Here is a 12,761-nt window from a genome sequence, read left to right on the forward strand (position 1 = left end):
ACTCCGACGCTCGGTCAGCTCCCCACGACGTCGCCGTCGAGGCGCCAGCTGACCACCACGCCGGGCTTGGCGAAGTCGCCGTCCGGCCAGTTCGACGCCGGGTTCTCCAGGGACGCCCCGGACAGCTCGCCCGGGTGCTGCACGGCGACGAAGACCGAGCGGTTGTCGGTGGTGATGAACGGCCCGCAGGTCTCCGCGCCGAGCGGCACGGTGAGGAACTGCTTGAGGTGGCCCCGCTCCGGACCCTCGACGGCGGTGGCGAAGAGCCCGTCGTTGCTGCCCAGCGCGTTGCCGTCGGTGGAGATCCAGAGGTTGCCGGAGCCGTCGAACGCCACGTTGTCCGGGCAGGAGATCGGCGACACCTTGCTCTTGTCGTAGCCGGCGAAGTACGTCGACGGGTCCGTCGGGTCGCCGCAGACGATCGGCACCGACCAGGCGAACGACTCCGAGGTGTTGTCGCCCCGGTCCTCGACCAGCTCCAGTACGTGCCCGTGCTTGTTGTTGCTGCGCGGGTTCGCCTCGTCGGCGGCCGGGTTGGTCCCGACGCCCCGGTTGGTGTTGTTGGTCAGCGCCACGTACACCTTGCCGGTGAGCTGGCTCGGCTCGACGTCCTCCGGACGGTCCATCTTGGTCGCCCCGACCGCGTCACCGGCGAGCCGGGTGAAGGTGAGCACGTCGGCGGCGGTCATCCCGGGTACGTAGGACGTGTTGCCCCGGACCAGCCTGATCCACCTGCCCCGGCCGTTGAACGCGCCGTCGCTCGGCAGCCTGCCCGAGCCGTCGATCTCACCGGCGCTGGTCTGGTCGAGCTTCGCCACGTAGAGCGTGCCGGACTCCAGCAGGGTCAGGTTGTGCTCCCGGGCGGTCCAGGAGTCACCCTTCTTGAACTTCTTGTCGGAGACGAACTTGTAGAGGTAGTCGAACCGCTCGTCGTCGCCCATGTACGCCACGACCCGGCCGTCCCTGGCCACGATGACGTTCGCGCCCTCGTGCTTGAACCGGCCCAGCGCGGTGTGCTTGCGCGGCCTCGACTCCGGGTCGAACGGGTCGACCTCGACGACCCAGCCGAACCGGTGCGCCTCGTTCGGGTGCTTCGCCAGGTCGAACCGCTCGTCGGCGCGCTCCCACTTACGGCTGTCCGCCGGGTAGCGGGCGGTGGTGCTGATCCCGTACCGGGCCAGTTTCGGCTTCAGCGTCTCCGGCGCGGCGTCGGCGCCGACGAAGTACTGGTTGAAGTTCTCCTCGCCGGAGAGCACCGTGCCCCACGGCGTGATCCCGCCGGCGCAGTTGTTCAGGGTGCCGATCGCGGTCCGCCCCGACGGGTCGGCCGCCGTCCTCAGCCAGGCCGAGCCGGCCGCCGGGCCGGTGAAGGCGAACTTCGTCGTGTGCGCGGTGATCCGCCGGTTGTACTTCAGCCGGCCCTTGCGGACCGGCTTCCACTCGCCGGTCCCGCCGACCCGCTCCAACTCCACCACCGAGAGCCCGTGCGCGGCCATCGCCACCCGGATCTGCTCCACGCTCATCGCGTCGAAGGTGGTGAAGTTCGGGAACATCAGGTTCTCGTTCGTGTACTCGTGGTTCACCACCAGCAGCGCCCGCTCGCCGCTGCGGTCCAGCGGGAGTACCCCGACGAAGTCGTTGTTGTAGCCGAACTGCTGCGACTGCCGGGCCGCCGTCTGCCGGTGCACGTCCAGGCCGGGCGCGTCGGCGAGCACCGGGTCGCCCCAGCGGATCACCACGGAGTGGTCGTACCCGTTCGGCACCACCAGGGTGTCGAGCTTGTTCGGCGGGATCGGCTTGAAGGTGAGCGCCGCGTTGCCGGGCCGGCGGTCCGGGGTGAAGCTCTGCACCTCCGGCAGGGTCGCGCCGGATCCGTCTCGGGGGGCGGCCACCGCCGGAGAGCCGGCGAGCGCGCCGGCAGCGGTGCCGCCGAAGCCGAGTACCAGCGCGCCGACCGCGCCGGCCCGGACGACGCCCCGCCGGCTCACCTCGGCTCGGACCACGTCGCCGAAGTACGGGTTGTCGGACTCGTTCGGCACCGGGTGCGCACACGCGTTTCCGCAGCGGTATATGCAGGTCATGGCGTCACGCCCGCCGTGGCCCGCCGGGCCGAGCAGGGGAAGCAGCCGGGGTCGCTCGGTCATGGAGATGGAGCCTCCTCGCCAATGTCTTCGGATGCGCGCCCTTGACGCCTCGGGTAATGCGTACGAGGACGCGTGCCTGCCGGACGCTAGGAGTACGCCGTGAGCGGCACCCGGCGGTCGGATGAACCGCCGGTGAACACCTCCAGCCGGCGCCCCGTCCCGCAGCGCCGCCGACCGTCGGGCCGAAGCCCGGTGCCCTCCGTCTCGGGCCGAAGCCTGCGTCTCGGGCCGAAGCCCGGTGGCCTGCGTCACCGCCGTTGAACCGTCCGAGCACCGGATGCGTGAAACCAGGAGCCGGGGTCGGTGGGAGCCCAGCGGGCGGGAGGCGACGGGACATCAGCGACCAGGACGCCGAACTGCTGCGCGCCATGCACGACGAACACGCTGACGCGCTGCTCGCGCACGCCCTGCGGCTGACCGACGGCGATCGGCAGCGGGCCGAGGACCTGGTGCAGGAAACCCTGCTGCGGGCGTGGCGGCATCCGGAGGCGCTCGACCCGCACCGGGGTCCGGTGCGGGCCTGGCTCTTCACCATCGCCCGCAACCTCGCCATCGACGCCTGGCGGCGGCGCAGCGCCCGGGTCGGCGAGGTGATCACCGACGAGCTGCCCGAGCCGCCGCAGGTGGTCGACGAGGCGGACCGGGCGGTGGAGGCGTGGACGGTGGCGGAGGCGCTCAACCGGCTCTCGCCGCCGCACCGGGAGGTACTGGTGGAGTGCTTCTACCGGGGCCGGTCGGTGACCGAGGCGGCCGCCCGGCTGGGCGTACCGCCGGGGACGGTGAAGTCGCGGACGCACTACGCGCTGCGGTCGCTGCGGCTGGTACTGGCGGAGATGGGGGTGACCGGGTGACGAATTGCGAGTACGCCCACGACGACGGGGCGTACGTGCTGGGCGCCCTGTCTCCCGCCGAGCGGGCCGGGTACGAGCGGCACCTGGCCGGCTGCCCGACCTGCCGGGAGGCGGTCGCCGAGATCGCCGTACTGCCGGGACTGCTGGGGCGACTCGATCCGGCCGGACTGGAGGAGATCGCCCCGGTGCCGAGCGCCGGTGAACGGCTGCCGAAGCTGCTCGACGAGGCCCGGGTCCGCCGGCAGCGGGAGCGGCGACGCGGCCGGCTCCGTACCGGCGGTTTCGCCCTGGTCGCCGCCGCGCTGGCCGCCGTGCTCGGCTTCGGCGTCGCCGTACCCGTAATCGACAGCGGCACCGACGTCGAGGTGCGGATGGTCGCGATGCAGCCGGTACACGGCAACGTGCCGGTCAGTGCCGAGATCGGCTTCGACGGTACCCGCTGGGGCACCGTGGTCACGATGCGCTGCCAGTACGCGAAGACCAGGGACTACACGAAGGCGTACACGTTCCGGCTGGTGGCGCACGGCCCGAACGGCGCGACGGAGCAGATCGGCTCCTGGCTCGCCGCCCCCGGCGACGACGCCACCTTCACCGGCGTCACCCGCTTCACCAGGTCCGAGCTGATCCGCCTGGAACTCCTCCGCTACGACAACACCCCGCTGCTCGCCTACGACGTGCCGTAGCGTCGGTCGACTGTGGAACGTCCGGCCGGGTCTTTGGTCCCGGGACCCGGGCGGGTCCTTGGTCCCGGCCATTGGGGCGCTCGGGCCCGGGTGCTGCGGCGCCGCACCGAGCAGAGTGATGGGTGTCAGGACAAGGGTCGACCTCGGAGGTCACGATGACCACCCGCCACTCCATCCGCCCGATCACCACGCCGCTGGAGCGGGCCGACTCGCCCGGCGCGATGTTGACGAAAACCGGTGCCAAGGCGCTCGCCGTGCTGCGCGTCTCGACCGGCTTCGTCTTCCTCTGGGCCTTCCTCGACAAGACCTTCGGCCTCGGCTACTCGACGCCCGGCGAGCGGGCCTGGATCAACGGCGGCTCGCCGACCGAGGGCTTCCTCTCGCACGTCTCGGTCGGGCCGTTCGAGTCGGTCGCGCACAGCATCGCCGGCGCCTGGTGGGCGAACTGGCTCTTCATGCTCGGCATGCTCGCCGTCGGCGTCGCGCTGATCGCCGGCATCGGGCTGCGGGTCGCCGCCGCCTCGGGCGCACTCATCATGGTGCTGATGTGGTTCGCGGAGTTCCCCCTCGCCCAGCACAACAGCGCCGGTGAGCCGACCGGTTCCACCAACCCGTTCATGGACTACCACCTGGTCTACGCCGTCGTGCTGGTCGTGCTGGCCGCGACGTACGCCGGGCACACCTGGGGGCTCGGCCGGATGTGGGCGCGACTCCCCTTCGTACAGCGGCACCGCTGGATGATCTGACCCCCCACCCGGGCCGCCCCGGGTGACCGCAAGATTCTTGTTGAGCTGTGGTTGGCAGCAGACCACAGCTCAACAAGAATCTTGGTCGTTCCTCCCCTCAGCGGGGGCGGTCGACCCGGCCCTCGGTCCAGACCGGCTCGTCGGTTTCCACCACTCGGCCGTCCGCGCCGAAGAGCAGACACCGGTCGGTGTGCGCGGCGAACCAGCGGTCGTGGGTGACGGTGAGGACCGTACCGGCGAAGCCCTCCAGGCCGCGTTGCAGCGCGTCGGCGCTGGCCAGGTCGAGGTTGTCGGTCGGCTCGTCGAGGAGCAGCAGGGTCGCCCCGGCCAGTTCGAGCAGCAGGATCTGCAACCGGGCCTGCTCGCCGCCGGAGAGGCTCTGGAACGGCTGGTCCCAGGCGGGCGCGATCTCGTAGCGGGCCAGGGCCGCCATCGCGTCGTTGCGGAGCAGGGCGTGCCCGGTCATCAGGATCTCGGCGGGGGTGCGGTCGTAGAGGTCGGGGCGGGCGTGGGTCTGGGCGAAGAGCCCGGGTACGACCCGGGCACCGAGCCGGACGGTACCCCGGTGCGGCACCTGATCGGCCCCGGCCAGCAGCCGGAGGAACTGGGACTTGCCGGAGCCGTTGGAGCCGAGTACGGCGACGCGTTCGCCGTACCAGATCTCCAGGTCGAAGGGGCGCATCAGGCCGGTCAGTTCGAGTTGCTGGCAGACGAGGGCCTGTTTGCCGGTACGTCCGCCGCGCAGCCGGATCCGCACGTTCTGCTCCTTCGGCGGCCGGGTCGGCGGACCGGCGGACTCGAACCGGGCCAGTCGACTCCGTGCGGCCCGGTACGCCGAGGCCAGCGCGTCGTTGCGGGCCGCGCCCTGCCGGGCGAGGTGCACCAGGTGCCGGAGCCGGGCGTGCTCGGACTCCCAGTGTCGGCGACGCTCGTCGAGTCGGTCGATCCGGTCCCGCCGAGCCGCCGGATAGCTGGCGAAACCCCCGCCGTGCACCCAGACCTGCCGGTCCTCGACGGTGACGATCCGGTCGGCCGCCTCGGCCAGCAGTTGCCGGTCGTGCGAGACCAGCAGCACGGTCTTGGTGCTGGCCCGGAGCTGCCGCTCCAGCCACTGCTTGCCGGGTACGTCGAGGTAGTTGTCGGGCTCGTCGAGCAGCAGCAGCCGGTCGGGGCCGCGCAGCAGGGCCTCCAGGACGAGTCGTTTCTGTTCACCGCCGGAGAGGGTGTTCACGTCCCGCCCGGCGGCCCGCTCGTACGGCAGCCCGAGCGCCTCCGTCGTCACCGCCTCCCAGACGACTTCGAGGTCGTAGCCGCCGGCCTCGACGTACTCGGTGACGGCGTGCGCGTAGCGGAGCTGGGCCGGCTCGTCGTCGCGTTCCCGCAGCGTGCGTTCGGCCTCGGTGAGCGCGGCGGCGGCCCGCCGGACCCGGTCGGGCGCCACCGACAGGAGTAGGTCGGCGACGCTGCGGTGGTCGCGGATGGTGCCGATGAACTGGCGCATCACGCCGAGCCCGCCGGAGGTGACGATCTCGCCGCCGGTCGGGGTCAGGTCGCCGGCGACCAGTCGGAGCAGGGTGGTCTTGCCGGCGCCGTTCGGCCCGACGAGGGCGGCGGTGACCCCGTCGGCGACCCGGAACGACACGTCGTCGAGGAGCGGGCGCCCGTCCGGCAGCCGGTAACTCAGGTGTCGGATCTCGACGTGTGCCACGGGAACCTCCCGGCCGGGCCTCTAGACCAACGTTCTAGAGTCTAGAACAACGTTCTAGAGCCGGAACGCCGGACTAGACTCCGTCGCATGACGGGTGTGTGGTTGCGACCTCCGCGTTCCCCGGGCCGCAGCGGGCCGCCGCTGCACCGGGACCGGATCGTCGGCGCGGCGATCGAACTGCTCGACCGGGAGGGCGTCGGCGGGCTCACCATGCGCCGGCTGGCCGAGCGGTTGGGCGCCGGCTCGACCACGCTCTACTGGCACGTCACCAACAAGGACGACGTACTCGACCTGGCCCTGGACCAGATCTTCGGCGAGGTCACCCTCCCCGAACCGTCGCCGACCGACGACTGGCGGGCCGACGTCGAGACGCTGCTGCTCGGCTGGCGGGCGGCGATGCTCCGGCACCCCTGGTCGGCGGCGCTGGTCGGCCGGCCGCTGCTCGGGCCGAACGTCCTGACCCGGACCGAGTTCCTCCAGTCCGCGCTGCGCCGGGCCGGGCTGGTGGAGCCGGACCTGAGCGCCGGCACGCACGCGCTGGCCAACTACGTCATCGGGGCCGCCGTCACGCTCTCCTCGTGGCAGCGTCTCGACGACCCGGAGTCGCGGCAGGCCGCCCGGGCGCACCTCGCCGCCCAGCGGGAGCACTATCCCACCCTGGTCGAGACCGGGCACCTGGACGACCGGGACGAGGACGACACCTTCCGGCGCGGCCTGGGATACCTGCTCGACGGCCTCCCCGCCTCCGACGGCGGCCTCCCCGCCTCCGACGGCGGCCTCCCCGCCTCCGGCGGCGGCCTCCCCGCCTCCGACGGCGGTCGCCGGTCGGCGTCGGGTCGACGCCGGCCCGGAACGGTCAGCGGCGGCGGAGCTTCTGGCGCAACCGGGCGGTGACCCGGCCGGGCGTGACCGGCACGACCGAGATCATCAGGCGGCCGGACTCGTCCCGGACCGGGGTGAGCAGGCAGAGCCGGGCACCGCGGCGGCGGACCAGCGGCACCGCCCGGTCCAGCCTCGGCGCCCGGAGCGCCGCCGCGCCACCCGCACCGGCCGCGCTGTTCGCGCCCGGCGCGCGGCCGGGGTCGAAGGGGCCGGCCTGGGCCGAGACGATCCGGCGCCGGCCGGTCGCACCGGTGCCGGCGAGCAGGTCGGCGGCGCGGAACCTGATCCGTACGGTGCTGCCCGCCGCGCCGCTGGCGAGCAGCACCGTCTCGGCCCGGACCTCGTCGGCGCTCACCGACAGGGGGTCGGCACCGTGCGCCGCCAGGTCCGGCAGCGGCGAGTACGCCGTGATCGTCAACACCCGCTCGCCCCGCTCGTCGTGCTCCCAGCCGAAACCGGTGACGTCGAGCTTCGCCGGCCACTCCGGCACCGCCGTCACGTCGAAACAGGAGTCCGGCAGGCCACGCGCCGGATCCCGGAACCCGGGGTACGCCGCGTAGCGCCGGGCGCCCTCGACCACCGTCGCCGGCACCCCGACCTCGGCGTCCTGCCGGATCACCGCGAGCAGGTCGTCGAGGCTGCCGTCCCGGGTCAGCGCCAACCGGATCCGGGTCTCCGCCCCCAACCGGTCGGCGATCTCCCCGGTCAGGTGCTCCGCCACCAGCCGCCCGACGCCGTCGTGCACCGCCTGCTGGCTGGCCCGGTCGAGTCGGAGCAGGTCGTCCTCGACCAGCTTGGCGACCTCGTGGTCGAACCGGTGCACCATGACCGCGTCCCGCCGCCTGCCCGGCTCGATCAGGTCGGCCACGAACGCCAGGTTCGCCTCGACGGTACGCAGCCGCTCCAGGTGCCGGCTCAGATAGGTGATGTTGGTGGCGCTGAACCGGCGTACGGCGTAGTAGAACTCGTAGTCGGCCAGCACCGAGATGCGCCGGGCCCGGTAGCACGCCTCCAGGGTGAACGGCAGGTCGCTGGCGATCCGCAACTCCTCGCGGTAGCGGATGCCGTGCCGGTCGAGCAGCTCCCTGCGGAACAGCTTGGTGTTGGCCAGCGAGCGTGGCAGCGGCGAGTCGAAGAGGTCCACGTCGACCGCGTTCCGGGCGAAGATGTCCTGGTAGATGTGCCGGCTGTTGACCCCGACCACCTTGCCGAGCAGCACGTCCGACTCCCACGCGTCGGCGGCGGTGACCAGCCGCTCCAGCGCCTCGGGCCCGAGGTGGTCGTCGGCGCCGACGAAGAAGACGTACCGGCCGGTGGCGGCGTCCAGACCCCGGTTGCACGGGCCGGCCGGGCCGCCCGAGTTCGGCTGGTGGATCACGGTGAAGGTGCCGGGATAGCGGGCGGCGTACCTGTCCAGCTCGGCGCCGCTGCGGTCGGTCGAGCCGTCGTCGACCGCGACGACCTGCATCCGGGACAGCCCGATGGTCTGCCGGACCAGTGAGTCCAGGCACCGGGTCAGATAGGGCATGGTGTTGTAGACCGGCACCACCACGCTGACGTCCGGCGCGCTCATCCGGCGTTGCCCTCCATTTTCCGCGGGTTCACCTGTCCGATTCCCCGAATTCACCAATTCGATTTCCCGGGCCTCGACAGAATTGCCGGCGAGTGTACGTCACCGCCCCACCCCGACACTCCACCGCCGTTGTTCATCCGGCGTTCACCCAATTCGCCAAAGCCCTGCCTGGGCGGCCCGACACCGTTCGGTCGGGTACCGCCCGACCAATGTACGCGCATTCTCCGCCTTGAATTAACCCGCGCATCCGGTACGGCCAATAACGTTCACGTCCGGTATTGCCCGACAGAGATCCCCCGACGAGTTAGCGGGTCTTCATGTCCTCCACACCTGACGTCAGCGTCGTGATCCCCACCCGAGGCCGGCCGGACCTGGTGACCCGCGCGGTCCGCAGCGTACTGGCGCAGACCGTGACCGATCTCGAGGTCGTCGTCGTGGTCGACGGCCCGGACGAGGAGACCCGGCGCGCCCTGGCGGCATTCGGCGACGACCGGCTCCGGGTGCTGGAGCTGCCGTCCCCGGGTGGGGCGCCGAACGCCCGCAACGTCGGCGTCGGCGCGGCGCGGGCCCGCTGGACGGCGCTGCTCGACGACGACGACGAGTGGCTGCCGAGCAAGCTCGCCGTGCAGTTGGACCTGGCCGAGAGCGCCCGGGTGGCGATGCCGATCGTCGCCTGCCGGCTGCGCAACCGGACGCCCCGGGCCGAGTTCGTGATGCCGCGCCGGCTGCCGGCGATCGGCGAGCCGCTGACCGAGTACCTCACCGTCCGGCGCGGGCTGTTCCACGGCGACGGCTTCATCCAGACCTCGACCATCCTGGCCCCGACCGAGCTGCTGCGCCGGGTGCCGTTCACCGTCGGGCTCCGCCGCCTCCAGGAACTCGACTGGACGTTCCGGGCGTTGAGCCACGCCGACGTCGACCTCGTCTACGCCGCCGAACCGCTGGTGATCTGGCACCAGGACGAGGACCGGCCCCGGATCACCTTCGACACCGACTGGGCGGAGCAGTTCGAGTGGCTCCAGCGGATCCGGCCGCTGCTCACCCGCCGGGCGTACGCTGCGCTGACGATGAGCGTGATCAGCTCGATGGCGGCACCGACCCGGAGCGCGACGGCGTTCCGTACCCTGCTGGCCGAGGCACGCCGGCACGGGCAGCCGGGGGTCTACGACTACCTGGCGTTCGGGCAGATCTGGCTGATCCCGCCGCAGCTTCGGCGTACCCTCCGGGACCGGATCCTGCGCAGGCCCGGCGCCGGCCGCACGGCCGCCGCGCCCCGACCCGCTCCGGCCGCCAGCCCGGACGCCCGGCGGCCGGTCGGCCCGGTCCGGCGGGTCTCCGGCGACTCCGGCCGGCCCAGCGAGATCGGCGCGTGAGCACCCCGTTTCCGCCCGCCACGACCGGCGGGGCGCCCACCGTGGTGATCTGGCGCAGTGGCCTGCTCGCCGGCTCCGAGACGTTCATCCGCAACCAGGGCCTCGCGCTGCCCCGCTGGCAGCCGAGGTTCCTCGGCGCCACCCGGGTCGGCTCGCCGCTGGCCGCCGAGACCGACGTGATCGCCTATCCCGGCGGCGGACGGGACCGGCCGGCCTTCCTGCGGCTCCGGCTGACCGGCGAGTCGCCACGGCTGCGGCGGCGCCTGGCCGAGCTGCGGCCGGCGGTGGTGCACGCGCACTTCGGCAACGACGGTTGGCTGATCAGCCGGACGGCCGGGCAGCTCGGGGTACCGCTGGTGGTGACCGTGCACGGCTACGACGTGACGCGGCAGCCGCACGCGCCCGGCCTGCGCGGCGTCCGGTACCGGCGCAACCTACGCCAGGCGTTCGACCGGGCCGCGCTGATCCTGGCCGTCAGCGGGTTCATCCGGGAGAGGGCGATCGCGGCCGGCGCGGACCCGGCGAAGGTCCGGGTGCACCACACCGGGGTACCGATCCCGGCCGAGGTGCCGGACGTGCCGAAGCGCTGGGACGTGGTCTTCGTCGGCCGGTTCGTCGAGAAGAAGGGCGTCGACGACCTCGTCGAGGCGCTCGGCACCCTGGCTGACCGGCGGCCCCGGGTGCTGCTGATCGGCTCCGGGCCGCTGGAGTGGCCGGTCCGGGAGCGGGCCGCCGCCCTCGGCCTGGACGCGACGTTCCTGGGCGCGCAGGAGCCGGCCGCGGTCGCCCGTCACCTGGCGGAGTCGAAGGTCTTCGTCTCGCCGTCCCGGACCGCACCGGACGGGGACGCCGAGGGGCTGCCGACGACGATCCTGGAGGCGGCGAGCCTGGGGCTGCCCACGGTCTCGACCTATCACAGCGGGATCCCGGAGGCGGTGCTGCCCGGCGAGACGGGTCTGCTCGGCCCGGAGGGGGACCGGGCGGCCCTGGCCGGCAACATCCGGCAGCTCCTCGCCGACGACGACCTGCGGACCCGACTCGGCGCGCGGGCCCGGCAGCACGTGACCGAGCACTTCGACCTGCACCGGCAGACCCGGCTGCTCGAGGAGCTGTACGAGTCGGTGGCGGCGGGTCGGCCCGCCGAACCGGCCACGGCGACGTCCCGCGACCCGGCGGCCTGACGGGCGGCCGGGTCGCGCGACGCGGTCAGCGGGCCGCGGTCGCCGCCGCCGGCTCCGGGGTGGCGGCGAGCAGCGCGGTACGGGACCGCCGGACGTTCCGGATCGCGTCCGCCGTGAAGACCACCAGGGCCAGCCAGACCAGCGCGAAGCCGGCCAGCCGGGCCGGTGGCATCGGCTCGTGGAAGACGAGTACGCCGAAGCCGAGCTGGAGGATCGGCGCCAGGTACTGCAACATGCCGAGCGCGGTCAGCGAGAGCCGGTTCGCCGCACCCGCGAACATCAGCAGCGGGATGGCAGTGGCCGCACCGGCCAGCATCAGCAGGGCGGTGTGCCCGGCGGAGACCTGGCCGAAGCTGGACTCGGAGTGCCAGGTGAGCCAGCCCAGATAGCCGAGCGCCGGCAGGGTGAGCGCCGCCGACTCGATGAACATCCCCTCGGCGGCGGGGAGCCCGAGCCGCTTCTTCACCAGGCTGTAGCTGCCGAAGCTCGCCGCCAGGGTGAGCGCCAGGTAGGGCAGCCGGCCGTAGTCGACGGTCAGTACCGCCACCGCGAGGCCGCCGATGCCGAGCGCCACCCACTGGGCGACCCGCAGCCGCTCGCGCAGCACGGCGACGCCGAGCAGGACGACGACCAGCGGGTTGATGAAGTACCCGAGCGCGGTCTCGACGACCCGTTCCGAGTTGACGCCGTAGATGTAGGCGCCCCAGTTGACCGCGATCAGCGCGGCGGCGAGCCCGATCCCGGCGAGCTTGCCGGGGCGGTGCCGCAGATCGCGCAGGAAGCCCCAGTTGCGGGCCACCGCGAGCAGCAGTGCGACGAAGACCACCGACCAGACCACCCGGTGGGCCAGGATCTCGACCGGCCCGGCCGGCTCCAGCAGCCGGATGTAGAGCGGGAAGAAACCCCACATGGTGTAGGCGCCGAGCCCGTAGAGGTATCCACGCCGTACCTGGTTCATCGCTCCACCGTAAGGGGCGAAGCCGGAGAAGAGTCCTTTCCAGTGAGCGGTTTCACCGGATCCGGTACCGTCCCGTGGCCCGCCGCGGCCCCGGTCTCGGCGCAGAACTCGTACCCGTCGTCGTCTCCTGTCGCGGTCAGCACCCTGCGACGCTATCCCCGCCCGGCCCGGTCGCCCCGAACCAATTCCCGATCAGTGGTCGGCGCCGGCCCAGGCGGTGTCGGTCCGGGCGGGGCGGGGCGGACGGTTCAGTCGCGGTCCATCAGCAGGCCGAGCAGCCAGGTGACCACGCTCACGAAGAGCGCGCCGAGCACCGCCGCCGGCCAGAAGCCGTCGACCTCGAACGGCAGGCCGAGCGCACCGGCGATGGCGCTGGTGAGCATGAAGAGCAGCGCGTTCACCACCAGCGCGATGAGGCCGAGGGTGAGCAGGTAGAGCCCGCAGCCGAGCGTCTTGATGATCGGCTGGAGAACACCGTTGACCACACCGAAGATGATCGCGACCAGGACCAGCGTGCTCACCGCCTCGCCGACGGAGTCGGTGTCCAGGGTGATCCCCGGAATGATCAGCGTGGCGAGCCAGAAGGCCAGGGCGGTGCCGGCGAGCCGGACGAGAAGCCCTTTCAGGAAACCCATGCCCGCAGATAGTGCCACGTGATCCCA

10 protein-coding genes and 2 pseudogenes are annotated in these 12,761 nt (G+C 72.5%); 6 read left to right on the forward strand and 6 right to left on the reverse strand.

Translation table 11 applies throughout. From position 1 onward, the window contains the following. Positions 1–14 precede the first annotated feature (14 nt). Together C6W10_RS28675 and C6W10_RS39790 are read right to left on the reverse strand one after the other, a co-directional pair. Positions 15–1,820 (reverse strand): annotated as a pseudogene (locus tag C6W10_RS28675) (PhoX family phosphatase); the annotation flags it as partial. A gap of 71 nt (positions 1,821–1,891) precedes the next feature. Beyond that, positions 1,892–2,144, reverse strand: a pseudogene (locus tag C6W10_RS39790) (phosphatase); the annotation flags it as partial. Between the two features lie 335 nt (positions 2,145–2,479). On the opposite strand from C6W10_RS39790, the gene C6W10_RS28680 reads away from it, so the two are divergent. The 3 genes from C6W10_RS28680 to C6W10_RS28690 all read left to right on the forward strand — a co-directional run bounded on the left by C6W10_RS28680 (position 2,480) and on the right by C6W10_RS28690 (position 4,424). After that, positions 2,480–2,995 (forward strand): sigma-70 family RNA polymerase sigma factor, encoded by a 516-nt coding sequence (locus tag C6W10_RS28680; RefSeq protein ID WP_107264352.1) that lies wholly within the window; start codon positions 2,480–2,482, stop codon positions 2,993–2,995. After that, positions 2,992–3,678 (forward strand): anti-sigma factor, encoded by a 687-nt coding sequence (locus tag C6W10_RS28685; RefSeq protein WP_107262183.1) that lies wholly within the window; start codon positions 2,992–2,994, stop codon positions 3,676–3,678. The genes C6W10_RS28680 and C6W10_RS28685 overlap by 4 nt, the downstream gene beginning before the upstream one ends. Positions 3,679–3,833: 155 nt before the next feature. Then, positions 3,834–4,424 carry a DoxX family membrane protein gene (locus tag C6W10_RS28690; RefSeq protein WP_107262185.1) on the forward strand — a complete coding sequence of 197 codons (591 nt, stop codon included), beginning with the start codon at positions 3,834–3,836 and terminating at the stop codon, positions 4,422–4,424. 97 nt (positions 4,425–4,521) lie between these two features. Here the strand turns inward: C6W10_RS28690 and C6W10_RS28695 are convergent, their stop codons facing one another. After that, positions 4,522–6,132 (reverse strand): ABC-F family ATP-binding cassette domain-containing protein, encoded by a 1,611-nt coding sequence (locus C6W10_RS28695; protein ID WP_107262187.1) that lies wholly within the window; start codon positions 6,130–6,132, stop codon positions 4,522–4,524. Positions 6,133–6,219: 87 nt separating this feature from the next. Here C6W10_RS28695 and C6W10_RS28700 point away from each other — a divergent pair, with 87 nt between their 5' ends. Then, positions 6,220–7,026: a TetR/AcrR family transcriptional regulator gene (locus C6W10_RS28700; protein WP_107262189.1), complete on the forward strand. Its 807-nt coding sequence runs from the start codon at positions 6,220–6,222 to the stop codon at positions 7,024–7,026. On the opposite strand, the gene C6W10_RS28705 is transcribed toward C6W10_RS28700, so the two are convergent. Further along, entirely contained in the window at positions 6,989–8,587 is a 1,599-nt protein-coding gene (locus C6W10_RS28705) for a glycosyltransferase (protein WP_107262191.1), read from the reverse strand. The two genes, C6W10_RS28700 and C6W10_RS28705, sit on opposite strands and share 38 nt — an antisense overlap. Positions 8,588–8,904: 317 nt before the next feature. Between C6W10_RS28705 and C6W10_RS28710 the strand changes: the two genes are divergently transcribed. Together C6W10_RS28710 and C6W10_RS28715 are read left to right on the forward strand one after the other, a co-directional pair. Continuing rightward, a complete protein-coding gene (locus tag C6W10_RS28710) occupies positions 8,905–9,960 on the forward strand; it encodes a glycosyltransferase family 2 protein (protein WP_107262193.1) in 1,056 nt (351 codons plus the stop codon). Continuing rightward, positions 9,957–11,141 (forward strand): glycosyltransferase, encoded by a 1,185-nt coding sequence (locus tag C6W10_RS28715; RefSeq protein WP_234361465.1) that lies wholly within the window; start codon positions 9,957–9,959, stop codon positions 11,139–11,141. Before C6W10_RS28710 ends, C6W10_RS28715 begins: the two co-directional genes overlap by 4 nt. Positions 11,142–11,166: 25 nt before the next feature. Here the strand turns inward: C6W10_RS28715 and rarD are convergent, their stop codons facing one another. Next, positions 11,167–12,099, reverse strand: a complete 933-nt coding sequence (gene rarD / locus C6W10_RS28720; protein ID WP_107262195.1) for an EamA family transporter RarD — start codon at positions 12,097–12,099, stop codon at positions 11,167–11,169. 248 nt (positions 12,100–12,347) lie between these two features. Further along, positions 12,348–12,734, reverse strand: coding sequence for a phage holin family protein (locus C6W10_RS28725; RefSeq protein WP_107262197.1), 387 nt, complete (start codon positions 12,732–12,734; stop codon positions 12,348–12,350). Positions 12,735–12,761: the final 27 nt, after the last annotated feature.

This window comes from Plantactinospora sp. BB1 (assembly GCF_003030385.1).
In the GTDB taxonomy this organism is placed as follows: Bacteria; Actinomycetota; Actinomycetes; order Mycobacteriales; family Micromonosporaceae; genus Plantactinospora.

Coding starts and splice junctions, on each gene's coding strand:
- C6W10_RS28690 (WP_107262185.1), top strand. CDS start 3,834: ATGACCACCCGCCACTCCATCCGCCCGATCACCACGCCGCTGGAGCGG.
- C6W10_RS28700 (WP_107262189.1), top strand. CDS start 6,220: ATGACGGGTGTGTGGTTGCGACCTCCGCGTTCCCCGGGCCGCAGCGGG.
- C6W10_RS28705 (WP_107262191.1), bottom strand. CDS start 8,587: ATGAGCGCGCCGGACGTCAGCGTGGTGGTGCCGGTCTACAACACCATG.
- C6W10_RS28710 (WP_107262193.1), top strand. CDS start 8,905: ATGTCCTCCACACCTGACGTCAGCGTCGTGATCCCCACCCGAGGCCGG.
- rarD (WP_107262195.1), bottom strand. CDS start 12,099: ATGAACCAGGTACGGCGTGGATACCTCTACGGGCTCGGCGCCTACACC.
- C6W10_RS28725 (WP_107262197.1), bottom strand. CDS start 12,734: ATGGGTTTCCTGAAAGGGCTTCTCGTCCGGCTCGCCGGCACCGCCCTG.